Genomic DNA, 25339 nt, shown 5'->3' on the forward strand with positions numbered 1-25339 from the left:
AGAGGTCCATGGAGCTGGTGCTCAACGTGCTGCTGATCCTCAGCAGCCTGCTCCTCATCGTGCTCATCCTGCTGCATCGAGGCAAGGGTGGCGGTCTGTCGTCGATGTTCGGCGGTGCGGCGTCCTCGTCGCTGTCCGGGTCGTCGGTGGTCGAGAAGAACCTCAACCGCCTGACCGTCTTCACCGCGATGATCTGGACGGTCTGCATCGTGGGCCTGGGCATCCTGATCAAGGTCCAGGCCTGAGCCCAGCTCCGCCTGATCGGAGATCCGGCGCACAAACGTGACCGGAGAGAGTCCCGTTTCGCCCTAGACTGCCCGCGCGGCGGTCGGCGCTGCCGCGACCTGGACCGATGATCAGGGGGCACACGTGGTGGCTGGTGGGAACGCGATCCGGGGGACCCGGGTCGGTGCGGGTCCGATAGGCGAGGTCGAGCGCGGCGAGTCGGCACCACGGCGGCGCATCCCGTTCTGGTGCGCCAACGGGCACGAGACGCGCGTGGTGCTCGCGAGCGAGGCCGAGGTCCCGGAGTTCTGGGACTGCCCGCGGTGCGGGCTGCCGGCCGGGCAGGACGAGGCCGCGCCGCCGCCGGCGCCGCGCATCGAGCCCTACAAGACGCACCTGGCCTACGTGCGCGAACGGCGCACCGACGCCGACGGCGACGCGCTCCTCCAGGAGGCGCTGGACCGGCTGCGCGTCCGCCGCGGCGGCTGATCCCCGCGTCCGCCGCAGCGGGGCTGATCCCCGCGAACGCCGCGGCGCCGGGGGCGTCAGCTCCCGGGGCGGGGCAGCTCGGCGGCCGCGGCGGCGTCGAGCAACCACCGCGTCGCCCGGGCACCGTGCACGCCGGCAGCCGGTAGCTCCTGCGGGCCGGCGCCGGCCAGCGCCCGGGCGACGGCGGGTGCCTTGCCCTCGCCCGAGACCAGCAGCCAGATCTCCTCGGCGCTGTTGATCGCGGTGAACCCGAGGCTGATCCGGGTCGGCGGTGGCTTGGGGCAGTCGCGGACCGCGAGCACGGGGCGCTCGTCCCGGGCGGCGGGGGAGTCCGGGAAGATCGAGGCGGTGTGCCCCTCCGGGCCCATGCCGAGCAGCAGCAGGTCGAGCCGGGGCAGGTCGTGCCCCTCCGGAGCCGCCGCGGCGAGCTGCTGGGCGTACCAGGCGGCGGCGTCCTCGGGCTCGGCGAAGCCGCCGTCGGACGCCGGCATCGCGTGCACCCGCTCCGGCGGGACGCCCACAGCGTCCAGCAGTGCCGTCCGGGCCTGCTTCTCGTTCCGCTCGGCGTCGTCGGCCGGCACGAACCGCTCGTCGCCCCACCAGACGTCCACCGCGGTCCAGTCGACGGTCTCCCGCACCGGCTCGGCGGCGAGGCCGGCGACCCGTTCGAGGACGGCGATGCCGATGCTCCCGCCGGTCAGGACCACGGCGGCGGTGCCGTGCACGGCCTGCGCCGCGGCGAGCCGGGCGACGAGCGCCTCGGCGGCCGCGCGGGCCAGCCGGTCGGCGTCGGGCTCGATGACGACGTCGGGGACGGGCGCTGCGTCGGCGGAGCGCTCGCCGGGGGAGATGGTCACGAGGTCAGGGCTCCTTCGCCGGTGGTCGGGTCCGGCTCGCCGGCGGCATCATCCGCCGCGTCGCCGTCGCCGTCGCCGTCCTGGGCGGCGGGGTCGAACCACACGAGCTTGCGGACCGAGGAGCGCTCGGACAGCCCGTCCAGGCCCGTGGCGGCCTCCAGGGCCTCGCTGTAGGGCTCGTCGGGATCCAGCCGGCGCAGCTCCTCGCTCAGCAGGTCACCGAGCGGGCGCTCGGCCAGGGCGACGGTCGAGTCGGGCCGGAAGGGCTGCGAGATGACGGCGCCGCCGCGGCGATCGGCCCGGATCTCCACCTCCTCGTCCTGGTCCAGCGACAGCTTGACGGCGGCCACGCCGCTCGGCCCGGGCGTGCGGGACGCCTCGGTGATGTCGACGCTGCAGCCGGTGCGGGAGGACAGCCACCCGGCGAGCAGCCGTGCGGTCGCGTTGTGCGGGTCGCCCTCGATCGAGCCGCCGCGCACGCGGACGGAGTCCCCGCGCCGTCCGGCGACCGAGTCCAGGGTGGAGGTCAACGCCGAGCGCCAGCCGGTGGTGCGCGTCCAGGCCAGGTCGGAGTCGCCGGGGGCGTAGTCGTCGGCGCGCACCCGCAGGCAGTCCAACGGGTCCTCGGCCAGCGAGCTGTCCGTGATCCGCCGGTCGGCCAGGACGCCCAGCGCGTCCCGGGCGATGCGCTCGGGCGGCGCCCCGTGCCACCAGGTGACCACGGGTGCGTCGGCAGCCAGCAGCGGCAGCACGACCGACTCGGCGTGCAGCGCCAGCCGGCCGTACATGCGCATGACGACGGCCTCGCCGGGGCCGAGCCGGCCACCGATCTGCACCTCGGCGTCCAGCCGGGGGCCGGGGGCGTCGATCTGCCGTCGCACCACGACGAGCACCCGGCAGGGGTGCATCTCCGCGGCGTGCGTCGCCGCCTCCTCCGCCTCGGTCACCCGGCTCTCCTCGGCGACGACGACCAGCGTCAGCGCCACCCCGGAGAGCACCGCACCCCCGGTGCGCCGCTGGGCGGCCAGTTCCTTCACCACGGCCGAACCGGTGGTGTCCCACAGCGTTGTCACGACTGTTCCTCCGATCGACGGGGGTGCGGGGGTGCGGGCCTCACGGTCGCCGCCAGCGACGGCCCTCGGCCGCGAGCATCTCGTCGGCGGCCCGGGGGCCCCACTCGCCGGCGCGGTAGGGCTGCGGCTCGGTGTCCCGCCAGAACTCCTCCAGCGGGTCGATGACCGCCCAGGAGGCCTCGACCTCGGCGTTGCGGGGGAAGAGGGTGGCGTCGCCCAGGAGGACGTCGAGCAGCAGGCGCTCGTAGGCCTCGGGGCTGGACTCGGTGAATTGCTCCCCGTACAGGAAGTCCATGGAGACGTCACGGACCTCCATGACGCTGCCCGGCACCTTCGACCCGAACTTGAGGGTGACCCCCTCGTCCGGTTGCACGCGCACCACCAGCTGGTTGTTGCCCAGCTCCTGGGTGTCGGTGTCGGCGAAGGGCAGGTGCGGGGCGCGCTTGAACACCAGCGCGATCTCGGTGACCCGGCGGGGGAGCCGCTTGCCGGTGCGGAGGTAGAACGGCACCCCGGCCCAGCGGCGGGTCTCGACGCCCAGGCGCACCGCGGCGTAGGTCTCCGTCGTCGACCCCGGGTCGACGCCGTCCTCCTGCCGGTAGCCGGGGGCGCGCTGCCCGGCCAGCCAACCCGGCTGGTACTGCCCGCGCACGGCGTAGGCGCCCAGGTCCTCGGGCAGCGAGATCGCCCGCAGCACCTTGAGCTTCTCGGTCCGGATCTCCTCGGCGGAGAACTCGACCGGTTCCTCCATCGCGGTCAGCGCCAGCAGCTGCAGCAGGTGGTTCTGCAGCACGTCGCGGGCCGCCCCGGTCTCCTCGTAGAACCCGGCCCGGCCGCCGATGCCGACGTCCTCGGCCATGGTGATCTGCACCGAGTCGACGTGGTGGCCGTTCCAGACCGGCTCGAACAGCTCGTTGGCGAACCGCAGCGCCATCAGGTTCTGGACGGTCTCCTTGCCCAGGTAGTGGTCGATGCGGAAGACGTCCTCGGCGCTGAACACCGAGTCGACCAGCTCGTTGAGCTCGCGGCTGGACGCCAGGTCGGTGCCGAACGGCTTCTCCACCACCACCCGGCGCCAGCGGCCGGGGGTGTTCTCCGCCATGCCGGTCCGCTGCATCTGCTTGAGCACGGTCGGGAACATCGCCGGGGGGATCGACAGGTAGAACGCCGCGTTGCCGCCGATGCCGTGGCTGCCCTCGAGCTCGGAGAGCGCGCCGGCGAGCTCGTCGAAGGCATTGTCGTCGTCGAAGGAGCCCTGGACGAAGTGCACGCTGCCGGCCAGCCGCTCCCAGACCTCCTCCCGCCACGGGGTGCGCGCGTGCTGGCGGGCCGAGTCGCGCGCCAGCTCGGCGAACTCGGTGTCGCCCCAGTCGCGGCGGGCGAAGCCCAGCAGCGCGAAGTTGGTGGGCAGCAGCCCGCGGTTGGCGAGGTCGTAGACCGCCGGCAGGAGCTTCTTGCGGGCCAGGTCCCCGGTGATCCCGAAGACCACCAGGGCGCAGGGCTCGGGCACCCGGGGCAGCCGCCGGTCCCGCGGGTCGCGCAGCGGGTTGGCGGTCATCGCTGGCCGCGCAGCGGGGGGAGGGTCATCGTCCGTCCTCGTGGTCGGAGTGACCCGCCGTCCGGCCCGAGGGGCCGGACGGCGGGCCGGGACAGGCGCGGATCGGGAGGCGGTCCTCCCGGCCGGGTGCCCCGGGGTTCAGCAGTTCAGGGCGGTGAGCACCTGGCCGATGCCCGCCGCCCGGTCGGTGAGGTGCAGGTGCAGCAGCGGCCGCTCCCGGTCGGCGAGCGCCTTGCGGTCGCCCGCCGCCTGGGCGGCCTGCAGGGTGCCGAACGTGTACGTCTGCTCGGGCACCGGGAGGTCCTCGCCCACCGCGCCGGTCACCTGCAGGAAGGCGCCGACCTGCGGGCCGCCCTTGTGGTACTGGCCGGTGGAGTGCAGGAAGCGCGGCCCCCACCCGAACGTCACCGCGTGCTCGGTCCGCCGGGCGAGCGCGAGCCGCAGGTCGGCGGTGCGTGCGTCGCCGAGCCGGTCGAGGTACGCCATGACGGCCAGGTAGCCGCGGGGCGGGATCGACGCCAGGAGTGCGTCCAGCGCCAGGGAGAGCCCGTCGTGGGACGAGAGGTCCACCCCGTCGAGGACCGTCGCGTTGCCCCGGATCTCGACCGCACCGATCGTCGCCACCGGCTGCTCGTCCGGCAGCCCGGCGGAGAGGATCGCCGAGGTGTTCTCCTTGCTCTCGGTCACGTTGGGCTGGTCGAAGGGATTGATCCCCAGCACCCGCCCGGCGACGGCGGTGGCGTACTCCCACCCCAGGAACTGGGCACCGAGCGGGCCGGTCACGCAGATGGACGGCCGGTGCGCGGGCGCCTGACCACCCACGAGGGCGAACAGCACGTCGGGGGCGTCGGCCCCCGGCGCCTCCGGCGACTCCAGCACCAGCGGCAGGATGCCGCGGCCCTCCTTGCCGGTGGACTCGGCGATCAGCTGCTCGGCCCAGTCGCCGAAACCCTGGATCGGCGTCTCGCCGGCGTCGGCGAGGGCCAGCTTGTCCCGGCCGGTGCGGAAGCCCGCGCCCAGGGCGATGCCCAGCTCCATGGCGGCGTTGCCCGGATCGGCGAGCCGCTCGGCGAGCGTCTCGGCGTCGTCGACCAGGGCGGCCACGTCGGCCCCGGCCAGCGCGGAGGGCACCAGGCCGAAAGCGGACAGGGCGCTGTACCGGCCGCCGACGGTCGGGTCGGCCAGGAACACCGCGCGGGCGCCCATGGCCGCGGCCGTGTCGGCCAGGGGCGAGCCGGGGTCGGTGACGACGACGAACCGCGCGCCGATCCGGCCCTCGTCCAGGCCCGCCCGGGCGAAGGCGGCGACGAAGGCCCGGCGCTGGCTCTCGGTCTCCACGGTGCCGCCGGACTTGGAGCTGACCACCACGACGGTCCGCTCCAGGTCGGTCATGGCCGCCAGGAGCTGCCCCGGATCGGTGGTGTCGAGCACGACCAGGGGCACGCCGGCCGTGCGGCAGATGACCTCGGGCGCGAGCGAGGAGCCACCCATGCCGCAGAGCACGATCCGGTCCAGCCCCTCGGCGACCAGCTGGGCGCGGAGCTCGGCGAGCTGGGCGACCAGCGACCGCGACGTGGCCGGCAGGTCCAGCCAGCCCAGCCGGACCGCGGCCTCGCTCTCGGCGTCGGGACCCCACAGCGTGGCGTCCTTGCGGACGAGCCGCGCGGCGACGTCGTCCTGCTGGAGCTGGCCCCGTACCGGCTCCGGGACCTCCAGGCCGGTGGAGCTGAAGCCCAAGGTCACGCCTTGTCCTCCAGCTCGGTGCGCACCGACTCGGTCAGCTCGTCCCAGGAGTCGACGAACTTCTGCACGCCCTCGGTCTCGAGGACGCGGAACACGTCGTCGAGGTCGACGCCGGCGTCGCGCACCGACTGCATGACGGCGGCCGCCTCGTCGTAGGACTTCTGCACCGGCGTCCCGGGGCTGCCGTGGTCGGCGTAGGCCATCATCGTCTTCTCCGGCATGGTGTTGACCGTGCCCGGCGCGATGAGCTCGCTGATGTACATCGTGTCGGAGTAGGCGGGGTCCTTCACCCCGGTCGAGGCCCACAGCGGCCGCTGCCGCGCCGCGCCCTGCGCCTCCAGGGCCTGCCAGCGGTCGGAGGAGAAGACCTCCTCGTAGGCCTGGTAGGCCAGCTGGGCGTTGGCCACGCCCGCCTTCCCCTTCAGCGACGCGTCGGCGCCGGCCGCGTCGAGGCGCTTGTCGATCTCGCTGTCCACCCGGGAGACGAAGAACGAGGCCACCGACGCGATGCCCTCGAGCGAGCCGCCCTCGGCCACCCGCTTCTCCAGACCCGCGAGGTAGGCCTCCATGACGGCGCGGTAGCGCTCGAGGCTGAAGATCAGGGTGACGTTGACGCTGATGCCGTTGGCGATCGTCTCGGTGATCGCCGGCAGGCCGGCCTCGGTGGCCGGGATCTTGATGTAGAGGTTGGGGCGGTCGACCAGCCACCACAGGTGCGCGGCCTCCGCGGCCGTGGCGTCGGTGTCGTTGGCCAGGCCGGGCGCCACCTCCAGGGAGACCCGCCCGTCACCGGGCTGGCGCTCGGCCACCGGCCGCAGCAGGTCGCAGGCGTCGCGGACGTCGGCGGCGGTGATCGTGCGCAGCGCCTCCTCCACGCTCACCCGGCGGGTCGCCATCGCGTGCAGCTGGTCGTCGTAGGACTTCGAGCCGCTGATCGCCGCGGCGAAGATGCTCGGGTTGGTGGTGACGCCGACGACGGAGTGCTCGTCGACCAGGGACTGGAGGTTGCCGCTGCGGATGCGGTCGCGCGAGAGGTCGTCGAGCCAGACGGCGACCCCCGCGGACGACAGCTCGGCCAGGTTCTCGTTCTGTGCCATGACGGATGCCTTTCGGGCTGGAGGGATGGTCGGCAGCGCTCGGCTCAGCGGTCGCCGGTCGCCTGGGGGAGGCCGCCGGTGGCCGCGATCGGACCGGCGGGGACGGCGGTGCCGGAGCGGGCCGCCTCGAGGCTCTCGCGCGCGGCGGCCACGACGGCCTCGTCGGTGAGGCCGAACTCCTCGTAGAGCACGGAGTAGGACGCGCTGGCGCCGTAGTGGGTGAGGCCGACGATCCGGCCGGCGTCGCCGACGAACTCCCGCCACCCCATGGGGACGCCCGCTTCGACGCTGACCCGGGCGCGGACCGTGGGCGGCAGCACCTCGTCCTTGTAGGACTGGTCCTGGTCGGCGAACCACTCGACGCACGGCACGGAGACGACCCGGGTCGGGACGCCGTCGGCCTCCAGCCGCTCGCGGGCGGCCATGGCGATCTGCACCTCGGAGCCGGTGCCGAGCAGGATCACGTCCGGGCTGCCGTTCGACGCGTCGGCGAGCACGTAGGCGCCGCGGGCCACGCCGTCGGCCGAGCCGAACGCCTCGCGGTCGAACACCGGCAGGTTCTGCCGGGACAGCAGCAGCCCGGCCGGGCGGTCGTTGTTCTCCAGGATCGTCCGCCAGGCGGCGGTCACCTCGTTGGCGTCCGCGGGGCGCACGACGTCGAGGCCCGGCATGGCCCGCAACGCGGCGAAGTGCTCGATCGGCTGGTGCGTCGGGCCGTCCTCGCCCAGGCCGATGGAGTCGTGGGTCCAGACGTAGGTGACCGGCAGCTGCATGAGCGCGGCCAGCCGGACGGCGCCGCGCATGTAGTCGGAGAAGGTGAGGAACGTGCCGCCGTAGACGCGGGTCCCGCCGTGCAGGGCGATGCCGTTCATCACCGCGCCCATGGCGTGCTCGCGGACGCCGAAGTGGATCGTGCGCCCGAAGGGGCCGCCGGACCACATCTTCGTCTGCCGGTCGGGGGGCAGGAACGACGGTTCGCCCTCCACCGCGGTGTTGTTGCTCTCCGCGAGGTCGGCCGAGCCGCCCCAGAGCTCGGGCAGCCGCGGGTAGAGCGCGGCCAGCACCTTGCCCGACGCCTTGCGGGTGGCCACGCCCTTCTCGTCGGCGGGGAAGGAGGGCAGGTCCTCGGCCCAGCCGTCGGGCAGCCGGCGCTCGCGCATCCGGGCCAGCAGGGCGGCGCCCCCGGGGTTGGCCTGCTCCCAGGCGGCGAACCGCTCCTCCCACTCCGCGCGGTCGGCGCGGCCCTTGTCCACCACCGAGCGGGCGTGGGCGAGCACGTCGTCGTCGACCTGGAAGGTGCGCTCGGGGTCGAAGCCGAGGATCTCCTTGGTCGCGCGGACCTCGTCCTCGCCGAGCGCCGAGCCGTGCGAAGCGCCGGTGTTCTGCTTGGTGGGGGCCGGCCAGGCGATGACCGTGCGCAGCACGACCAGGGACGGCCGGGTGGTCTCGGCCTTCGCGGCGGCGAACGCGGCGTCGACGGCGGCGAGGTCCTCGCCGTCGTCGACGTGCTGCACGTGCCAGCCGTAGGCCTCGTAGCGCTTGCCGACGTCCTCGGTGAAGGCGACGGTGGTGTCGTCCTCGATGGAGATCTGGTTGTCGTCGTAGACCAGCGTCAGGTTGCCGAGCTTCTGCGTGCCGGCCAGGGACGACGCCTCGCCGCTGACGCCCTCCTCCATGTCGCCGTCGGAGGCGAAGCACCAGATGGAGTGGTCGAACAGGCTCTCGCCCTCGGGGGCGTCCGGGTCGAGCATGCCGCGCTCGCGGCGGGCGGCCATGGCCATGCCGACCGCGTTGCCGACGCCCTGGCCCAGCGGGCCGGTCGTCGTCTCCACCCCCGGGGTGTGGTTGACCTCGGGGTGGCCCGGGGTCTTCGAGCCCCAGGTCCGCAGCGCCCTGAGGTCGTCGACCTCCAGGCCGTAGCCGGAGAGGAACAGCTGCACGTACAGCGTGAGGCTGGAGTGCCCCATCGAGAGGACGAAGCGGTCGCGGGCGACCCAGTTCGGCTCGGTGGGGTCGTGCCGCAGCCACTTGTGGAACAGCAGGTACGCGGTCGGGGCCATGCTCATGGCCGTGCCGGGGTGGCCGTTGCCCACCTTCTGGACGGCGTCCATGGCCAGCACGCGGGCGGTGTCGACGGCCCGGCGGTCGAGGTCGCCGAAGTCCTGGGGGAGGGTCGGCTGCGGCTGCGCGGGGTTACCGGTCGGCGTGTCGCTCGCCGCCTCGGCCGGGGCCTCCGCCTGGGTGCTTCGCGTGTCCATCTGGTGGGTTCTCCCTCGAGTAGGCCTGACGTCGTGCCCGGGCCGGCGGCCGGCCGCCGACGGGCCGGTCCAGGGGCACGGGCGTGACGACGTCGTCCGTCCGCCCCTACCCGCTGCACCCCCGGCAGCAACGTGATCAACCCTAGTCATCGCAGGTCATGCCGTGCGGCTGCCGGGAAACGGCCCGGGGCTACAGTGGGGGCGTTCCGCCCCCCGGTTCGAAGGGATCCCGTGGTGCCCTGCTGCCCGCGCGCGACCGCGCACGAGGGCACCCGGTGACGGCGCTGTCCGAGCGCCCCGCCGCCTCCGCTGCTCGTCTCACCACCCGCCTGCGTGCCCGGGTCGGTGCCTACGTCGGCCTCACCAAGCCGCGCATCATCGAGCTGCTGCTCATCACCACCCTCCCGGCGATGATCGTGGCGGCGCGCGGGTGGCCCTCCTGGGGGCTGCTGGCCGCCACGATGGTCGGCGGCACGCTCGCCGCCGGTGCGGCCAACGTCTTCAACTGCTGGTACGACCGCGACATCGACCGGCTGATGCGCCGGACCGAGCGCCGGGCCCTGGTGACCGGCGAGGTCAGCGCGCGGAACGCCTTCACGTTCGGCGTCGTCCTGACGGTGCTCGCCATCGGCCTCCTGGCGCTCACGACGACCCCGCTGGCCGCCGCCCTCGCCGCGGGGGCGATCTTCTACTACGCAGTCATCTACACGGCGGTGCTCAAGCGGCGCACCCGGCACAGCACCCTGTTCGGCGGGGTGCCCGGGGCCGCGCCGGTGCTCATCGGCTGGGCCGCCGTCACCGGCTCGCTCGCCTGGCCGGCGTGGATCTTCTTCGGCGTCGTCTTCTGCTGGCAGCTGCCGCACTTCTGGGCGCTGGCCATGCGCTTCCGCGAGGACTACGCGCGCGCCGACGTCCCGATGCTGCCGGTCGTCGCCTCCGAGCTGTCCGTGGGCCGGCAGACCGTCGTCTGGACCTGGCTCACGGTGGCGGTCTCCCTGCTGCTCGCCCCGCTCGGCGGCGAGTACGGCATCGGCTGGGCGTACACGGTGCCGGCCGCGGCCCTCGGCGCGTGGTTCCTGGTCGAGGCGCACCGGCTGCTCGCCCGCATCCAGCGCGGGGCCGAGACCCGGCCGATGCAGCTGTTCCACGTCTCGATCTCCTACATGGCGCTGCTGTCGGTCGCGATCATCGTCGACGTCTTCGTCTGAGCGGCACGCCGTGCGGCGGGAGCTCCCCGGCGGGGACTGGGACGCCCTCGGGATGGGCACGCTGGCCGGCCCGGACGGCCGGACCTACCGGCGCCGCGCGACCCGCCTGACCCGCCACGAGGTCGAGCCGCTGGTCGAGTCCGGCTGCCCGGTGGCGACGTACCTGCCCGGTGGCCGCGTCGTCTGGCACGACGAGGACGACGCCTGGCCGGCGTGGGCCGACGCCCGCACGGCGCTCACCACCGGCGACGCGCCGGGGGCGGGTGGGCAGTCGGTCACCGCGAGCCGCTGGGCGTCGCCCGCCGGGGCGGTCGCCGTCGTGCTCGCCTGGCGGGGCTGACCGCCCGCGCCGGGTCCGGGTCAGCCGGCGGCGACGGCCGGCTCGGCGGGGGTGGCCAGCGGCAGCTCGGACGCCGGCCCGCGGACCGACCACACCAGGCGGGCGGTGAACGCAGCGATCAGCACGGCGCCCAGCATGTGCAGCAGCACCAGCAGGACCGGGAGACCGGTGAAGTACTGCACGTAGCCGACGACGCCCTGCGCCAGCTGCACGACCAGCAGGTCGCGCGCGGCCCGGCGGACCCGGCCGGGGGAGTCGGTCGCGTAGACGGCGACCAGCAGCGCCACGGTGAGCCCGACGAGCAGGAAGACGGCGTCGGCGTGCAGGTGGCTGACGAGCTCGGGGTCCAGCCCGGTGCGCCCGGCCTCGAGATCGCCGCTGTGCGGGCCGCTGCCGGTGACCACGGTGCCCATGACGAGCACCAGCGCGGTGACCGCGGCGATCGCGCCGACGAGCAGGCGGAACGGCCGGGCCAGCAGCGGTTCCCCGACCCCGGGCTCGCGCGACCGCAGCCACAGCACGGTGGTCAGCGCGACCAGGGCCATGGAGACGAGGAAGTGCGCGGCGACGGTCCACGGGTTCAGGCCGGTGAGGACGGTGACGCCCCCGAGCGCGCCCTGCGCGGGGATCCCGAGGAATGCGGCCACGGCCAGGGGGCGCAGGTCGCGGCGTGGGGAGCGCACCACCACGACGACGAGCGCGACGGCCAGGACGGCGAGGACGAAGGTCAGCAGCCGGTTGCCGAACTCGACCACGCCGTGGATGCCCATCTCCGGCGTCGTCACGAAGCTCTCGGTGGTGCACCGGGGCCAGGTCGGGCAGCCGAGGCCGGATCCGGTCAGGCGGACGACGCCCCCGGTCAGCACGATCGCCCCGTTGGCCACCACGTTGGCGAAGGCGACCCGCGAGATGGTCGTCGCGGAGAAGGAAGCGGGCAGGACCGGCACGCCACGATGCTAGGCGGTCGCGCGGGCAGATCCGGCGCGCGCGGCAACCCGGTGGGGGGCGCGACCGCGCCGGGGCGGTGAGCCTGGTCACGACGGGTCCGCAGGCGGCCGTTCTTAGGATGACCTTGCTTGCAGGGTGCCCGAAATAGGACACACTCGTGTTGTGGAATCCATCGCGGCGCACCCCCGGCCGTCGGCGACCGCCGACGACGGGCGCACCCGCGACCGCGTCTCCGCCCTCCTCCTCGAGCACGGCCCGCAGACCGCCACCGAGCTCGCCGGGCGGCTGGGCATCTCCCCGGCCGCCGTCCGCCGGCACCTCGACGCCCTGCTGGCCACCGGCCGGGTCGAGGAGCGGGCGGCAGGCCACGGCGGTACCGGGGCGCACCGCGGCCGCGGCCGCCCGGCCCGTCACTTCCACCTCACCGACGCCGGCCGCTCGGCCTTCCCGCACGCCTACGACGACCTGGCGCTGACCGCCCTGCGGTACGTCGCCGCCGCCGGCGGGCCCGACGCGGTCCGGGCCGTCGCCGAGCAGCAGCTCGCCGGTCTCGAGCGGCGCGCCTCCTCGGCCGTGGAGGAGGCGGTCCGCGCCCGCTCCGGGCAGCCGGTCGACCGCGCGCAGGCCCTCGCCGGCGCTCTCACCGCCGAGGGCTACGCTGCCACGGCCTCGGCGCTCTCCGGCGGCGGGCAGCTGTGCCAGCACCACTGCCCGGTCGCGCACGTCGCGGCGGAGTTCCCCCAGCTGTGCGAGGCGGAGACCGCGGTGATCGGCCGGCTCGTGGGCACCCACGTGCAGCGGCTGGCCACCATCGCCCACGGCGACGGGATCTGCACCACCCACATCCCGGGACCGCTGGTGCCCGGGAACCGTCCCGGCGGCAGCCGGGACTCCACCCGCGCGGGGAACAGAACAGCCCCCGCGCGCCCTGTACCCGGTGAGCGAGGAGCGTCCCGGCCCGGCCGGGCACGCACCGCACCGTCCAGCACCACCACCCCCACGAACGACCGGGAGAGGACGCCCGCATGACCAGCACCCAGCAGCCGGTGGCCACGCCGCTGACGCAGGACGAGCAGATCGACCAGCTCGGCCGGTACGAGTACGGCTGGGCGGACGCCGACGTCGCCGGTGCCTCGGCCCGCCGCGGTGTCGACGAGGACGTCGTCCGCGACATCTCCGCCCGCAAGAGCGAGCCCGAGTGGATGCTCGAGCGCCGCCTCAAGGCCCTCAAGCTGTTCGGCCGCAAGCCGATGCCCGACTGGGGCTCGGACCTCTCCGGCATCGACTTCCAGAACATCAAGTACTTCGTGCGCTCCACCGAGGCCCAGGCCGCCTCGTGGGAGGACCTGCCCGACGACATCAAGAACACCTACGACCGGCTCGGCATCCCCGAGGCCGAGAAGCAGCGCCTGGTGTCCGGTGTCGCCGCGCAGTACGAGTCCGAGGTCGTCTACCACCAGATCCAGAAGGAGCTGGAGGACCAGGGCGTGCTCTTCCTGGACACCGACTCCGCGCTCAAGGAGCACCCGGAGATCTTCCAGGAGTACTTCGGCTCGGTGATCCCCTCCGGCGACAACAAGTTCGCCGCGCTGAACACCGCCGTCTGGTCGGGTGGCTCGTTCATCTACGTGCCGCCGGGCGTGCACGTCGAGATCCCGCTGCAGGCCTACTTCCGGATCAACACCGAGAACATGGGCCAGTTCGAGCGGACGCTGATCATCGTCGACGAGGGCGCCTACGTGCACTACGTCGAGGGCTGCACCGCGCCGATCTACAAGAGCGACTCGCTGCACTCCGCGGTCGTCGAGATCATCGTCAAGAAGAACGCGCGCTGCCGGTACACGACCATCCAGAACTGGTCGAACAACGTCTACAACCTGGTCACCAAGCGGGCCGTGGCCCACGAGGGCGCGACCATGGAGTGGGTCGACGGCAACCTCGGCTCCAAGGTGACGATGAAGTACCCGGCGGTCTGGATGACCGGCGAGCACGCCAAGGGCGAGGTGCTCTCGATCGCGTTCGCCGGCGAGGGCCAGCACCAGGACGCCGGCGCCAAGATGGTGCACGCCGCTCCGCACACCTCCTCGACGATCGTGTCGAAGTCGGTGGCCCGCGGCGGTGGCCGCACCTCCTACCGCGGCCTGGTCCAGGTCGACGAGGGCGCCTACGGCTCGAAGTCGACGGTGAAGTGCGACGCGCTCCTGGTCGACACGATCAGCCGCTCGGACACCTACCCCTACGTCGACGTCCGCGAGGACGACGTCTCCATGGGGCACGAGGCGACCGTCTCCCGCGTCAGCGAGGACCAGCTCTTCTACCTGATGAGCCGTGGCCTCTCCGAGGACGAGGCCATGGCCATGGTGGTGCGCGGGTTCGTCGAGCCGATCGCCCGCGAGCTGCCCATGGAGTACGCCCTCGAGCTGAACCGGCTCATCGAACTGCAGATGGAAGGTGCCGTCGGCTGATGTCGACCGAGAACACCAGCACGACCGACCTCACCACCCAGCCGGCGACCCTCGCCTCGGAGCTCTTCGCCCCGGGCGTGGGCGCGCAGGCCGGGCCCCCGACGACACCGGCGTCCGACACCGGCACCGCCGGTGACGTGCAGCCCGGTGCGCACTCGCACGGTGGTCCGACGCCGACCGGCTCGCCCGCGGAGCGGTTCACCTCCACCGACCCGGACGCCTTCGGCGTGCCCACCGGGCGCGAGGAGACGTGGCGCTTCACGCCGATGAAGCGGGTGCGCGCTCTGCTCGACGGTGCGCCGTCGGACGCCTCCCTGACCTGGACCAGCGACCTGCCCGAGGGCGTCGAGCTGACCAGCGTCGAGGCCGGCGACCCGCTGCTCAAGGAGCTGCCGGAGCCGGTGGACCGGCTGGCGGCCCTCGCCCGGCAGCGTAGCGGCGGCGCCGCCGTCGTCCGCGTGCCCGCCGAGGCGCAGCTGGACCGCCCGGTCACCCTCGGCCTGGCCGGCACCGGCGCGGACGAGGTCGTCTGGGGCCAGCTGGTCGTCCAGGTCGGCGCGTTCGCCAAGGCGACCGTCGTGCTGGACCACACCGGCCTGGCCCGGTACGCCGGGGGCGTCACCGTGCTCGTCGGCGACAGCGCGCAGGTGACCCTGGTGTCCGTGCAGGACTGGGCGCCGGGTGCGGTCCACGGCGGGCAGTACGACGCCGTCGTCGGCCGGGACGCGACCTTCAAGCAGGTCGTGGTGACCCTCGGCGGCGACCTGGTCCGCCTGGTCAGCAACGTGCAGTACGCCGGTCCCGGCGGCTCCGCGGAGCTCTTCGGCGTCTACTTCGCCGACGAGACCCAGCACCAGGAGCACCGGCTCTGGGTCGACCACGCGGTGCCCAACTGCACCAGCAACGTGCTCTACAAGGGCGCGCTGCAGGGCGAGGACGCCCGCACGGTCTGGATCGGCGACGTCCGCATCCGCCCGGCGGCCACCGGCACCGAGACCTACGAGCTGAACCGGAACCTGGTGCTCACCGACGGCGCCCGCGCCGACTCGGTGCCCAATCTGGAGATCGAGACCGGCGAGATCGTCGGCGCCGGCCACGCCAGCGCCACCGGCCGGTTCGACGACGAGCAGCTGTTCTACCTCTGCTCGCGCGGCATCGACGCCGAGACCGCCCGCCGGCTGGTGGTGCGCGGCTTCTTCGCCGACGTCGTCCAGCACATCGGCGTGGACGAGCTGCAGGACCGGCTGATGGGCTCCATCGACACCCGTCTCGGTGCGCTGCCCGGCCTCGACGAGCAGCCGGTCGAGGTGGCCTGACCATGGCTTTCGAGCGGGTCTGCGCCCTCTCCGACATCAAGGAGATGGGCTCGCTGCGGGTCGAGCTGCCCGACATCGACATCGCGGTCGTCCGGTTCGAGGGCGCCGTCTACGCGCTCGAGGACCGGTGTTCGCACGCCGACGTGCCCCTGACCGACGGCGACGTCGAGACCTTCGACGGTGCGCCGACCATCGAGTGCTTCCTGCACGGGTCGTGCTTCGACCTGCGCACCGGCGAACCCACCAACCTGCCGGCCACCGAGCCGGTGTCCGTCTACCCCGTGCGCGTGGAAGGGGAGGACGTGCTCGTCGACACCGAAGCCGACGGCCGCCTGCCCCTCCCGTCCGGCAACTGAGGAGCGAGAAGAGAAGTGTCCGTTCTGGAGATCCGCGACCTGCACGTCACGGTCGGCGAGGGTGACGACACCAAGGAGATCCTCCGCGGCGTCGACCTCACCGTCCGTTCCGGCGAGACCCACGCGATCATGGGGCCCAACGGGTCGGGCAAGTCCACCCTGGCCTACTCGATCGCCGGCCACCCCAAGTACACGATCACCGGGGGCACCGTCACCCTCGACGGCGAGGACGTCCTCGCGATGAGCGTCGACGAGCGCGCCCGCGCCGGCCTCTTCCTCGCCATGCAGTACCCGGTCGAGGTGCCCGGCGTCTCGGTGTCGAACTTCCTGCGCACCGCCGCCACCGCCATCAAGGGCGAGGCGCCCAAGCTCCGCACCTGGGTCAAGGACGTCAAGACCGAGATGGCCGGCCTGGAGATGGACTCGGCGTTCGCCGAGCGCAACGTCAACGAGGGCTTCTCCGGCGGTGAGAAGAAGCGCCACGAGATCCTGCAGATGCGGCTGCTCAAGCCGGCCATCGCGATCCTCGACGAGACCGACTCCGGCCTCGACGTCGACGCCCTGCGCGTGGTGTCCGAGGGTGTGAACCGCAGCCGCGAGGACGGCGACGTCGGCGTGCTGCTGATCACGCACTACACCCGGATCCTGAAGTACATCAAGCCCGATTTCGTGCACGTGTTCGTCGCCGGCAAGGTCGTCGACGAGGGCGGACCGGAGCTGGCGGCCAAGCTCGAGGACGAGGGCTACGCGTCCTACGTCAAAGCGTCCGCGGAGGTCAGCACGTCATGACCCAGACCGTCTCGCGTCCCGGAGCCGGGGCGCAGCAGGTGCCCCTGCCCCTGGACGTCGAGGCGATCCGGGCGGACTTCCCGATCCTGACGCGCACCGTCCGCGACGGGAAGCGGCTGGTCTACCTGGACTCGGGGGCCACGTCGCAGAAGCCGCGCTCGGTGCTGGACGCCGAGCGCTGGTTCTACGAGAACATCAACGCCGCGCCGCACCGGGGAGCCCACCAGCTCGCCGAGGAGGCGACCGCCGCCTACGAGGAGGCCCGGGCGAAGATCGGCGCGTTCCTCGGTGCCCCCGAGAACGAGATCGTCTTCACCCGCAACACCACCGAGGCGATCAACCTCGTGGCGTACGCGCTCTCCAACGCCGTCACGGCGAAGGAGCCGGAGTTCCGCACCTACGCCGTCGGCCAGGGTGACGAGATCGTGGTCACCGAGATGGAGCACCACGCCGACCTCCTGCCGTGGCAGCAGCTGTGCGAGCGCACCGGGGCGACCCTGCGCTGGCTCGGGCTGACCGACGAGGGGCGGCTGGACCTGTCGGACCTGGACACGGTGGTCAACGAGCGCACCAAGCTGGTCGCGGTCACCCAGCAGTCGAACATCCTCGGCACGATCAACCCGCTCGAGGAGATCGTTGCGCGCGCTCACGCGGTGGGTGCGCTCGTGCTGGTCGACGGCGCGCAGTCGGTGCCGCACCAGCCGGTCGACGTCACCGCGCTGGGCGCGGACTTCCTGGTGTTCTCCGGGCACAAGATGCTCGGTCCCACCGGCGTCGGCGTGCTGTGGGGCCGCTACGAGGTGCTCGACAAGCTGCCGCCCTTCCTCACCGGTGGCTCGATGATCGAGGTCGTGCGGATGGAGGCCAGCACCTTCATGCCGCCGCCACAGCGCTTCGAGGCCGGCGTGCCGATGACCGCCCAGGTGATCGGGCTCGGTGCCGCTGTCGACTACCTCCAGGCCCTCGGCATGGACAAGGTCGAGGAGCACGAGAAGGTGCTGACCGGCTACGCGCTGGCCAAGCTCGCCGAGATCCCCGGCGTGACCGTGATCGGCCCGCCCGACACCGTCGCCCGCGGCGGGGCGATCTCCTTCACCGTCGAGGACATCCACCCGCACGACGTGGGGCAGGTGCTCGACGACCTGGGCATCGCCGTCCGCGTGGGGCATCACTGCGCCTGGCCGGTGGTGCGCCGCTACGGCGTCCCGGCGACCACCCGGGCCACGTTCTACGTGCACACCGGGTACGACGACGTCGACGCGCTGGCGGACGGAATTCGGCAGGCCCAGAAGTTCTTCGGAACGGTGTGAGGTCCGCGCACATGAATCTGGCCATCTGATGCAGCTCGAGTCGATGTACCAGGAGATCATCCTGGACCACTACAAGAACCCGCACGGGCGCGGCCTGCGCGACCCGTTCGACGCCGAGGTCCACCACGTCAACCCGACCTGCGGGGACGAGGTGACCCTGCGCGTGAAGCTCGACGGCGAGACGGTCGCCGACGTGTCCTACGAGGGCATGGGCTGCTCGATCAGCCAGGCGTCGGTCTCCGCGATGTACGACCTGGTGGTCGGGAAGCGCGTGACCGAGGCGCTGGAGACCGGCGAGCACTTCATGACCCTCATGCAGGCCAAGGGCGACCCCGCGGTGGCCGAGAAGCTCGAGGACGAGCTGGAGGACGCCGTGGCGTTCGCCGGGGTGTCCAAGTACCCGGCGCGGATCAAGTGCGCGCTGATGAGCTGGATGGCCCTCAAGGACGCGTCCGCCCGGGCTCTGTCCGCCCACCAGACCGGAGGCAGCAACTGATGAGCGAGACCACCGAGAACGCCACTCCCGCCACCGACGGGGCGCCCGGCGACCTGCCGGCCTACAAGTCGGCGCTGCTCGAGGACCTCGAAGAGGCCATGCGCGACGTCGTGGACCCCGAGCTCGGCGTGAACGTCGTCGACCTGGGCCTGGTCTACGGCCTGGACGTCGACGACAGCAACGGGGACAGCAGCGTCGCGATCATCGACATGACGCTGACCTCGGCGGCCTGCCCGCTGACCGACGTCATCGAGGACCAGGCGCGCCAGGCGCTCACCGGTGGCCCCGGCCCCGGCCTGGTCGACGACATCCGGATCAACTGGGTCTGGATGCCGCCGTGGGGCCCCGACAAGATCACCGACGACGGCCGCGAGCAGCTGCGCGCCCTCGGCTTCCGCGTCTGAGCCGGCGTCCCCGCCTCCCGCGGGGCGCCAGGTAGCACCGATCGATGTCCCCGAGACGGACGCTCCGACGTACGGAGTGTCCGGCCCGGGGACATCGTCGTCCCAGGTCCGGGAGCCGGCGGCATCAGGGGCCGCCGTCGAGCAGCCGGTCGAGGGCGGCAGCCCCCTGGAGCAGGGCCCGGGACCGGTCGTCGATGCTCGTGCTCCGGGCGGCCAGCCCGGCCTCGACGTCCGACCCCCGGCCGGTGCGGCGGAGCTGGTCGAGCAGGGCGCGGAGCGGCCCGATGCGGTAGCCGGCCCGGCGCAGCTGGTGGGTGATCCGTGCGTCGCGGACGGCGTCGGGGGAGTAGGTGCGCGTGCTCCGCGGCCCCGAGCGGTGGGCCGGCACCAGCCCCTCCGCGTCCCAGTGCCGCAAGGTCGACGGACGGATCCCGAGCGCGGCCGCGAGCTCGGTGATGCTCATCGCGTCCGACGCCCGCGGGGCCGCGATGGGCTCGGCGGCGATCGCGCCGGCTGCTTCCCGGGCCAGCGCGAGCTCGCGCCGCTCCGCGTGCAGCCGGGCGTGCGCCGCGTCCAGGAGGACGAGCACGGCCGGCCCTCCGCGCAGTGCTGCCCGCAGCACCCGCTTGGCCTCGACCGGGCCGATCCCGGCGGCGAACGCCCGGTAGGCGAGGGCGGCGTGCACGTGCCGCTCGGTGTACCTCCGGTAGCCCGCCGGGGTCCGGTCGGCCGGTGGCAGGACGCCGGCCTGCTCGAGGTCCCGGATCTGCTGGACGGAGTAGCCCGCCCGCCGCGCGACGTCGACGGTCCGCAGGCCCCACTTGCGACCGGCCGACCCCGTTCCGCGGCGGTCGTCGGCCGAAGTCTCCACGAGCACGTGAATGTAACGCTGGAATCCATGCGCATCGAGGAGATCATCGGGTTCGTGCAGGCCCTGGGCGGAGTCCTGACCCTGCAGCCGCAGCCCGGGGACGGCTCGCCGGAGGCCAGCTGGGGCGACAGCTTCTTCTACTACGCGCCCGACGGCGTCGTGCCGCGGACGCAACCGTTCGCGACCATCGTGACCGGGGACCAGCCCGGCGACCGGGGATCGCGCCTCGACCGTCCCGGGGCCTTCCGGCTCAACATCGCCGCCGGGACGGCGGAGTTCACCCGGATCACCGGCTCCGCCCCCCGGGAGCCGGCCGCCCAGGCCGTCGACCCGAGCGCCGCCGACGTCCTGTTCCCGCACCCGGTCTACGGCGAGCTGGGCTGGCTGGCCGTCGTGGACCCGGGCCCGCGGACCGACCCGACCGTGCGCGAGCTGCTCCGCGCGGCCCACGAGTCCGCGCGCGGACGCCACGAGCGCCGCGCGGGGGCCTGCGGCGCGGGCTGACGGGCTGCCGGGTCAGCGCAGGTCGGCGAGGCGGGCGGCGAAGCCGGCCACCGGGAAGCGCTCGCGGCGCATGCCGATGAGCAGCAGCAACGCTCCGACCACGAGGGCGGCGCCCACCGGCCACGGCAGCGCGCGCACCGCCAGCCCCAGGGCGAGCACCAGCGTCGTGACCGCCCCGACCACCAGCGGGGCGCGGACGCCGGCGCGGGAACCGGCCACCATCGCGACCGCCGCCACGGCCAGCACCAGCACGGGGCGCGGGGCGGCGGGGGAGAGCACGGCGAGCGTGGTCGACGGCGCCGCCGCCGTCACCAGGCCCGGGCCCCAGGACGGCCAGGAGGCCTCGCGCAGCAGGTCCCGCCCCGCCGCGAGCAGCAGCCCCGCGGCCGCCGGCAGGGTGTAGGCCTCCACGGTCCCGGTGCCGGCGAGCGCCGCCGCGATCCAGGCGGCGAGGACCAGCTGCGCCGCGCCCACCCGCCAGGCGGTCGAGGTGTCGGTCGCGGTGCCGGCGTCCCGGCGCGCCGCGCGGCCGGTCCACCACGCCCACCCGAGCGTCGTCGCCCCCTGGACCGACAGGTGGACCAGCACCTGCGCCCGGTCGCCCTCGGCCACGAGGATCAGCACGGCCAGGGCGGCGACCGCTGCGGCGGCGATAACGGTGGCCCGGCGGGATTCGCGCTCGAGGAGCGCGGCCATGACGAGCGAGACCACGTAGAGGCCGGTCAGCAGGACGGCGGCCCCGGCGGGGGAGGCCCAGCCGTCGGGCAGGCCCAGCAGCAGCGCGGCGCCGGCCAGGCAGCCGACCGCCGTCGGCGCCGCCACCGGCCGGTCGTCGGGGCGCAGCGCCGCGACCCACACGGTCGGCGCCGCGGTCAGCAGGAGCAGCAGCGCGAGCGCCGACCAGTGCACCCCCGCCACCAGGCGGACGACCGACAGGACGGCCAGCAGCACGCCACCGGTCAGCGCCACGGGCAGGAGCAGCCCGCGGCGCCACCCCGACAACTCCCCGGCCGCCACCGCGGCGACGAGGACGCCGGCGAAGCCCGCCACCGCGACGACCACCGGCCCGCCGGCGGAGGAGGCACCGGCGACGGCCACACCGGTCACGGCGCCGGAGACGACGGGGACCAGCCGCGGCGGGCCGAGCAGCACGTCCAGCGGTTCCCGGAGCCGCGCCAGCAGCAGCCCGCCGGCGGGGACCGCCGTCAGCGCCGCGGCCACCCACCGGTCGGCCGTCCCGGCCGTCCAGGCCTCCCCGATGCCGGTCAGGACCGCGGCGGCGAGCCAGGGGACGGTCGTCGCCATCCCCACCCGTGCCACCAGCGGCCGGCCGAACAGGGCGACCGCCAGCCCGACCAGCGTCACCGCCACGAGGAACTCCGTGCGCAACAGCACGGGTACGGAGCCGAGCACGCGGAGTGCGGCCACCGAGAGCCCGGCCCACGCCGCCAGCGGCCACGCGGCGGTGGCGGGGGAGACGCGGTGCAGCACCAGGAAGACGCCGGTCAGCGCCAGCGGCAGCAGGGGGTCACCGGTCCGGAGGGCGCCACCGACGTCGCTCGCCGCCAGCGCCAGGCCTGCAGCGCTGGCGGCGAACGTCTCGGCGGAGCTGTGCAACCCAGCCCGGTCGCCCCGGAGCGAGCCGGCGGCGGCCGCTCCGGCCAGCGCCAGGAGCGCGACCCGCACGACCGGCCCGCCGGAGGCCGACGCCAGAGCTGCGCCGGCGCAGACCAGCAGCACGGCGCCGACGGCGAGCAGGACCTGCGGCGGGCGGGCGCGGTAGGGGAACGGGGGCACCGACGGCGGTACCGCCGGCGGCGTCGGACGCGCTCCCGGGGTCACCGGAGCACCCTGCCCGGCCCGAGGCGGCCCGAATCACCGGCAATCGGTTCGGAACCGGGCGGTGGAGCGCCTACCCTGGGTTCAGTGATCACGACGACGGGCCTGGAGCTGCGCGCCGGCGCCCGCATCCTCCTCAGCGAGGTCGACCTGCGGGTTCAGCCGGGTGACCGGATCGGACTGGTGGGGCGCAACGGTGCGGGCAAGACGACGACGCTGACCACCCTCGCCGGGGAGCGGCTGCCGCACAGCGGCAAGGTGGAGGTCACCGGCGAGATCGGCTACCTCCCGCAGGACCCGCGCAGCGGCGACCTCGACATCACCGCCAGCGACCGGGTGCTCTCCGGCCGCGGGCTCGACGTGATCCGGGCGCAGATGGTCAAGGCCCAGGTCGCCATGGCCGAGCCCGCCGACGACGCCGAGCGGGACAAGGCGGTCCGGCGCTACGGGCGGCTGGAGGACCAGTTCGCCGCGCTCGGCGGGTACGCCGCGGAGAGCGACGCCGCCCGGATCTGCAGCAACCTGGGCCTGCCCGACCGCGTGCTGGTGCAGCCGCTGCGCACCCTCTCCGGCGGTCAGCGCCGCCGCGTCGAGCTGGCCCGCATCCTCTTCTCCGACGCCGAGACGCTGCTGCTCGACGAGCCCACCAACCACCTGGACGGCGACTCGATCACCTGGCTCAGGGGCTTCCTCTCCAGCCACCGCGGCGGGCTGATCGTGATCAGCCACGACGTCGAGCTGCTCGACGCCGTCGTCAACAAGGTGTGGCACCTCGACGCGAACCGGGCGACCGTCGACGTCTACAACCTCGGCTGGAAGCCCTACCTGGCCCAGCGGGAGACCGACGAGCGGCGGCGCAAGCAGGAGCGCGCCAACACCGAGCGGAAGATCGACACGCTCACCGCACAGGCGGACAAGATGCGGGCCAAGGCCACCAAGGCCAAGGCCGCCAAGAGCATGGACAAGCGGGCCGAGCGGCTCGCCTCCGGGCTGGCCGACGTCCGGGTGCAGGACCGGGTCGCCAAGCTGCGGTTCCCGACGCCGGCGCAGTGCGGCCGGACCCCGCTGACGGCCGAGGGCCTTTCCAAGAGCTACGGCTCGCTGGAGATCTTCACCGACGTCGACCTGGCGGTGGACAAGGGCGCGCGCGTCGTCGTCCTCGGGCTCAACGGTGCAGGCAAGACCACGCTGCTGCGGATGCTGGCCGGCACCGAGAGCCCCGACACCGGTGCGGTGAAGCCCGGGCACGGGCTGCGGATCGGCTACTACGCCCAGGAGCACGAGACCATCGACATGGACCGGTCGCTGCTGGAGAACATGCGCTCCGCGGCCCCGGACAGCACCGACACCGAGCTGCGCCGGATCCTCGGCGCGTTCCTCTTCTCCGGCGAGTCGGTCGACCAGCGCTCCGGCACGCTCTCCGGTGGGGAGCGCACCCGGCTGGCGATGGCCACGCTCGTCGTCTCCGGCGCCAACGTGCTGCTGCTCGACGAGCCGACGAACAACCTCGACCCGGCCAGCCGGGAGCAGGTGCTGGAGGCGCTGCGCACCTACGCCGGCGCGATCGTCCTGGTCACCCACGACGAGGGCGCCGTGCGGGCGCTCGACCCCGACAAGGTCATCATGCTGCCCGACGGCACGGAGGACGCCTGGAGCGAGGACCTCGCCGACCTCGTCGAACTGGCCTGATACATCGTCGGCCTCCGGCCGACACCCGCGGCCAGGTGCCGTCCCCCTGCTGCGACGAGCGCGTCCCTGGCGCCTCGCAGGGGCGGCTCGCGGGGTGCCGCGGCTTCGTGCCGTCCCCGGCCCCGCTCCGCGCGTCCGCGACCTTCCTCGGGGACCTTCGGGCCCCGCTCGGAAGGTCGCCATTCGTATGGCCGAGGTCATGGGTCTGGGTGATCATGGGTTCGAGGGAGCCGTGGTCGACGGGACGGCGGCACCAGGGCGACAGCCAACAACTGGCCACCACGCGGCCGGCATCTCCGGTGCCGGCGGGCCGGTGGCTGACACGGAGGGGAGCCATGGCCGACACGAGCACTTCGGACCTCGGCAAGGGCAAGCGGATCACCGGCGGAGACCGGTCCACGCTCGCCGACGAGCTGCGCAAGCGGTACGACGAGGGCGAGAGCATCCGGTCGCTGGCCACCTCCACGAACCGGTCCTACGGCTTCGTGCACCGGCTCCTGTCGGAGTCCGGGGCCTCGCTGCGCAGCCGCGGTGGGGCGAACCGGAACAGCAAGAAGAGTGAGTGAGCTCGCGGACGAACCGGTAGGCACAGCACCGCGCGGTCCGCGCCTGACGAGCGTCGGCGAGGCAGGGTCGTGACCGCGGACCCCACGTTTTCGTCCGCCACCTCCGGCTGGGTGCGGACCAGCCGCGACGGCGCCGTCCTCACCGTCACGCTGGACCGTCCGGACCAGCTGAACGCCCAGACGCCGGCCACCTGGTCGGCGCTGGCCGACGTCGGGGCCTCGCTCGACGACGAGGTCCGCGTCGTCATCCTGCGCGGCGAGGGCCGGTCCTTCTCGGCCGGCCTCGACCGGAGCATGTTCGACACCTCGTCCACCGCGGGGGGTGGGCTCGGCGAGCTCGTCCGCCTGCCGGTCGAGGAGGCGCAGGAGCGCATCCGGGGCTACCAGGCGGGTTTCCGCTGGCTCCGGTCACCGGGCATCGTCTCGATCGCCGCGGTGCAGGGGCACGCCATCGGTGCGGGCGCCCAGCTGGCGCTCGCCTGCGACCTCCGGGTGTTCGCCGAGGACGCCCAGCTCCGGCTGCCGGAGGTCACCCTCGGCCTCGTGCCCGACCTCACCGGGACGAGCACGCTGGTCGAGCTCGTCGGGTACTCCCGGGCGCTGGAGCTGTGCCTGACCGGGCGGGCCGTCGGCGCGGCGGAGGCCCGGGCGATCGGGCTGGCCACCGCCGTCGTCCCGGTCGCCGAGCTGGACGACGCCGTCGGCGACCTCACCGCGGCGCTGCTGGCGCCGCCGGCCGGGGCCGGCCGGGCGACCGCGGCCCTGGTGCGCTCCGCGGTGCGCAACGACTTCCCGACCCAGGACGCCGCCGAGCGGGCTGCCCAGGTGCAGCGCCTGCACGATCTCGCGGGCGGCCGCTGACCGGTCGTCGGAACAACCGCCGTCGCGCCCCGGTTGGAGGATCCGCCGGGGCGGAACCGGCGGACGGAGGAGGCTCG

General features: G+C 73.8%; 25 protein-coding genes. 16 read left to right on the forward strand and 9 right to left on the reverse strand.

Annotation, left to right across the window (positions count from 1 at the left end):
* The first annotated feature begins 8 nt into the window (after window positions 1-8).
* The gene (secG, locus tag O2W17_RS16980) at window positions 9-245 is read left to right on the forward strand and encodes a preprotein translocase subunit SecG (protein WP_269193624.1); all 237 of its coding nucleotides are present in this window, start codon (window positions 9-11) and stop codon (window positions 243-245) included.
* Window positions 246-372: 127 nt separating this feature from the next.
* Complete coding sequence (locus tag O2W17_RS16985; protein ID WP_269194393.1) at window positions 373-714, forward strand: RNA polymerase-binding protein RbpA; 342 nt, start codon at window positions 373-375, stop codon at window positions 712-714.
* Between the two features lie 56 nt (window positions 715-770).
* On the opposite strand, the gene pgl is transcribed toward O2W17_RS16985, so the two are convergent.
* The 6 genes from pgl to tkt all read right to left on the reverse strand — a co-directional run bounded on the left by pgl (window position 771) and on the right by tkt (window position 9300).
* On the reverse strand, window positions 771-1571 hold the full coding sequence (pgl, locus tag O2W17_RS16990) for a 6-phosphogluconolactonase (protein ID WP_269193625.1): 801 nt from the start codon (window positions 1569-1571) through the stop codon (window positions 771-773).
* Window positions 1568-2644 carry a glucose-6-phosphate dehydrogenase assembly protein OpcA gene (locus O2W17_RS16995; protein ID WP_269193626.1) on the reverse strand — a complete coding sequence of 359 codons (1077 nt, stop codon included), beginning with the start codon at window positions 2642-2644 and terminating at the stop codon, window positions 1568-1570. Before O2W17_RS16995 ends, pgl begins: the two co-directional genes overlap by 4 nt.
* A 40-nt stretch (window positions 2645-2684) precedes the next feature.
* A complete protein-coding gene (zwf, locus tag O2W17_RS17000; protein ID WP_269193627.1) occupies window positions 2685-4202 on the reverse strand; it encodes a glucose-6-phosphate dehydrogenase in 1518 nt (505 codons plus the stop codon).
* Between the two features lie 138 nt (window positions 4203-4340).
* A complete protein-coding gene (locus O2W17_RS17005; protein ID WP_269193628.1) occupies window positions 4341-5945 on the reverse strand; it encodes a glucose-6-phosphate isomerase in 1605 nt (534 codons plus the stop codon).
* The gene (gene tal / locus O2W17_RS17010) at window positions 5942-7042 is read right to left on the reverse strand and encodes a transaldolase (protein WP_269193629.1); all 1101 of its coding nucleotides are present in this window, start codon (window positions 7040-7042) and stop codon (window positions 5942-5944) included. The genes O2W17_RS17005 and tal overlap by 4 nt, the downstream gene beginning before the upstream one ends.
* 44 nt (window positions 7043-7086) lie before the next feature.
* Window positions 7087-9300, reverse strand: a complete 2214-nt coding sequence (gene tkt / locus O2W17_RS17015) for a transketolase (protein WP_269193630.1) — start codon at window positions 9298-9300, stop codon at window positions 7087-7089.
* A 275-nt stretch (window positions 9301-9575) separates the two neighbouring features.
* Here tkt and O2W17_RS17020 point away from each other — a divergent pair, with 275 nt between their 5' ends.
* Both O2W17_RS17020 and O2W17_RS17025 read left to right on the forward strand, forming a co-directional pair.
* Window positions 9576-10508, forward strand: coding sequence for a heme o synthase (locus O2W17_RS17020; RefSeq protein ID WP_269193631.1), 933 nt, complete (start codon window positions 9576-9578; stop codon window positions 10506-10508).
* Between the two features lie 10 nt (window positions 10509-10518).
* On the forward strand, window positions 10519-10848 hold the full coding sequence (locus O2W17_RS17025; RefSeq protein WP_269193632.1) for a hypothetical protein: 330 nt from the start codon (window positions 10519-10521) through the stop codon (window positions 10846-10848).
* Between the two features lie 20 nt (window positions 10849-10868).
* On the opposite strand, the gene O2W17_RS17030 is transcribed toward O2W17_RS17025, so the two are convergent.
* Window positions 10869-11795, reverse strand: coding sequence for a COX15/CtaA family protein (locus O2W17_RS17030; RefSeq protein WP_269193633.1), 927 nt, complete (start codon window positions 11793-11795; stop codon window positions 10869-10871).
* A gap of 163 nt (window positions 11796-11958) precedes the next feature.
* Here O2W17_RS17030 and O2W17_RS17035 point away from each other — a divergent pair, with 163 nt between their 5' ends.
* Genes O2W17_RS17035 through O2W17_RS17070 form a run of 8 tightly spaced genes read left to right on the forward strand, consistent with a single transcriptional unit; the run spans window position 11959 to window position 18932 of the window.
* Window positions 11959-12825 carry a helix-turn-helix transcriptional regulator gene (locus O2W17_RS17035; RefSeq protein ID WP_269193634.1) on the forward strand — a complete coding sequence of 289 codons (867 nt, stop codon included), beginning with the start codon at window positions 11959-11961 and terminating at the stop codon, window positions 12823-12825.
* Window positions 12822-14261 (forward strand): Fe-S cluster assembly protein SufB, encoded by a 1440-nt coding sequence (gene sufB, locus O2W17_RS17040; protein WP_269193635.1) that lies wholly within the window; start codon window positions 12822-12824, stop codon window positions 14259-14261. The genes O2W17_RS17035 and sufB overlap by 4 nt, the downstream gene beginning before the upstream one ends.
* Window positions 14261-15577, forward strand: a complete 1317-nt coding sequence (gene sufD / locus O2W17_RS17045; RefSeq protein ID WP_269193636.1) for a Fe-S cluster assembly protein SufD — start codon at window positions 14261-14263, stop codon at window positions 15575-15577. Before sufB ends, sufD begins: the two co-directional genes overlap by 1 nt.
* Before the next feature lie 2 nt (window positions 15578-15579).
* A complete protein-coding gene (locus O2W17_RS17050) occupies window positions 15580-15933 on the forward strand; it encodes a Rieske (2Fe-2S) protein (RefSeq protein WP_269193637.1) in 354 nt (117 codons plus the stop codon).
* 15 nt (window positions 15934-15948) lie between these two features.
* Entirely contained in the window at window positions 15949-16722 is a 774-nt protein-coding gene (gene sufC, locus O2W17_RS17055) for a Fe-S cluster assembly ATPase SufC (RefSeq protein ID WP_269193638.1), read from the forward strand.
* Complete coding sequence (locus tag O2W17_RS17060) at window positions 16719-18032, forward strand: cysteine desulfurase (protein ID WP_269193639.1); 1314 nt, start codon at window positions 16719-16721, stop codon at window positions 18030-18032. The genes sufC and O2W17_RS17060 overlap by 4 nt, the downstream gene beginning before the upstream one ends.
* A gap of 28 nt (window positions 18033-18060) precedes the next feature.
* A complete protein-coding gene (gene sufU, locus O2W17_RS17065; RefSeq protein WP_269193640.1) occupies window positions 18061-18528 on the forward strand; it encodes a Fe-S cluster assembly sulfur transfer protein SufU in 468 nt (155 codons plus the stop codon).
* Window positions 18528-18932 (forward strand): metal-sulfur cluster assembly factor, encoded by a 405-nt coding sequence (locus O2W17_RS17070; protein WP_269193641.1) that lies wholly within the window; start codon window positions 18528-18530, stop codon window positions 18930-18932. The genes sufU and O2W17_RS17070 overlap by 1 nt, the downstream gene beginning before the upstream one ends.
* A 124-nt stretch (window positions 18933-19056) precedes the next feature.
* On the opposite strand, the gene O2W17_RS17075 is transcribed toward O2W17_RS17070, so the two are convergent.
* Window positions 19057-19803 carry a MerR family transcriptional regulator gene (locus O2W17_RS17075; protein ID WP_269193642.1) on the reverse strand — a complete coding sequence of 249 codons (747 nt, stop codon included), beginning with the start codon at window positions 19801-19803 and terminating at the stop codon, window positions 19057-19059.
* Between the two features lie 27 nt (window positions 19804-19830).
* Here O2W17_RS17075 and O2W17_RS17080 point away from each other — a divergent pair, with 27 nt between their 5' ends.
* Entirely contained in the window at window positions 19831-20307 is a 477-nt protein-coding gene (locus O2W17_RS17080) for a DUF6194 family protein (protein WP_269193643.1), read from the forward strand.
* A gap of 12 nt (window positions 20308-20319) precedes the next feature.
* Here the strand turns inward: O2W17_RS17080 and O2W17_RS17085 are convergent, their stop codons facing one another.
* Complete coding sequence (locus tag O2W17_RS17085) at window positions 20320-22149, reverse strand: SCO7613 C-terminal domain-containing membrane protein (protein WP_269193644.1); 1830 nt, start codon at window positions 22147-22149, stop codon at window positions 20320-20322.
* Between the two features lie 84 nt (window positions 22150-22233).
* Between O2W17_RS17085 and O2W17_RS17090 the strand changes: the two genes are divergently transcribed.
* The 3 genes from O2W17_RS17090 to O2W17_RS17100 all read left to right on the forward strand — a co-directional run bounded on the left by O2W17_RS17090 (window position 22234) and on the right by O2W17_RS17100 (window position 25262).
* Entirely contained in the window at window positions 22234-23835 is a 1602-nt protein-coding gene (locus O2W17_RS17090; protein WP_269193645.1) for an ABC-F family ATP-binding cassette domain-containing protein, read from the forward strand.
* 335 nt (window positions 23836-24170) lie between these two features.
* On the forward strand, window positions 24171-24401 hold the full coding sequence (locus O2W17_RS17095; protein WP_269193646.1) for a helix-turn-helix domain-containing protein: 231 nt from the start codon (window positions 24171-24173) through the stop codon (window positions 24399-24401).
* A gap of 69 nt (window positions 24402-24470) precedes the next feature.
* Window positions 24471-25262 (forward strand): enoyl-CoA hydratase/isomerase family protein, encoded by a 792-nt coding sequence (locus O2W17_RS17100; protein ID WP_269193647.1) that lies wholly within the window; start codon window positions 24471-24473, stop codon window positions 25260-25262.
* Window positions 25263-25339: the final 77 nt, after the last annotated feature.

Origin of the sequence: Blastococcus sp. VKM Ac-2987, from assembly GCF_026967805.1 — a bacterium.
GTDB lineage: Bacteria > Actinomycetota > Actinomycetes > Mycobacteriales > Geodermatophilaceae > Blastococcus.